Annotated in this window: 1 protein-coding gene and 1 pseudogene; one reads left to right on the top strand and one right to left on the bottom strand. The window is 42.6% G+C overall.

Annotation, left to right across the window (positions count from 1 at the left end):
- Positions 1 to 64 precede the first annotated feature (64 nt).
- Complete coding sequence (locus tag MD535_RS25720) at positions 65 to 373, top strand: hypothetical protein (RefSeq protein ID WP_265678123.1); 309 nt, start codon at positions 65 to 67, stop codon at positions 371 to 373.
- A gap of 190 nt (positions 374 to 563) precedes the next feature.
- Here MD535_RS25720 and recA read toward each other — a convergent pair.
- Positions 564 to 792 (bottom strand): annotated as a pseudogene (gene recA / locus MD535_RS25715) (recombinase RecA); the annotation flags it as partial.

Here is a 792-nt window from a genome sequence, read left to right as displayed (position 1 = left end):
GAGTTGGATCGGACAAGGCAGTTGACGCGCTATAGCGCACCGCCAACATTTACGGGGAAATAAAGTGGGCAAATCAACACATTCAAAAATGATAAAAATGTTAACTCGTCATGATGACAGAATGGACTCAAAGTTGGGAACTGTAATCATAAATGACTTCCTTCAATTATCGAAGATACTCGAATCTCTCAAAGAAACAGATCACAAAGCATTTGTGGCTATGTATGCGCTTATCGAGAAAAACCTAGAGCTAGAAACAATGGTTGCAGAAAGAGGCAAGCGTATTTCTAGACTGCAAAAAGGACAGACGCAGCCGAAAGACACAGGGCCAAAAACAATTTCAACTCACGCTAAGCGTAATAAGGACAAATAGGCCAACACAACCTACGCTAAAGGTCAGTAATACATCGATGATAAATATGCAACTGTATAAAATGCTCAGGTGTGCTTATGGGGACTTTGAATTATCATGGGCAGGCATTCAGTTGAATTTTTTATTGGGTGCTATGGGGCCAGTTTCTCCGGCCGATAAACTGGCCCCTTTCTGTTGTCACTTTACGTAGCTATGAGGTAAGGCTTTCCTGATCTACGGGCGTAGAACTTTGAATGTTTTCTTCGGCTGGCACTGTTGGAGCTAATAATTGAGCACGCAGTAAACCTTCAATTTCTTGGCTTACCGCTGGGTGTTCGACGAGGTACTGACAAGCTTTCTGTCTTCCTTGTCCTATCTTGTCTCCCTGGTAGCTATACCAAACACCGGACTTTTCTATGATTTTCTGTTTTACTCCAAGT

The organism is Vibrio qingdaonensis, assembly GCF_026191675.1.
GTDB classification, from domain to species: Bacteria; Pseudomonadota; Gammaproteobacteria; order Enterobacterales; family Vibrionaceae; genus Vibrio; species Vibrio qingdaonensis.
Note: the sequence above shows the minus strand (reverse complement) of the source record. Positions and strands in the feature narration are given on the sequence as shown.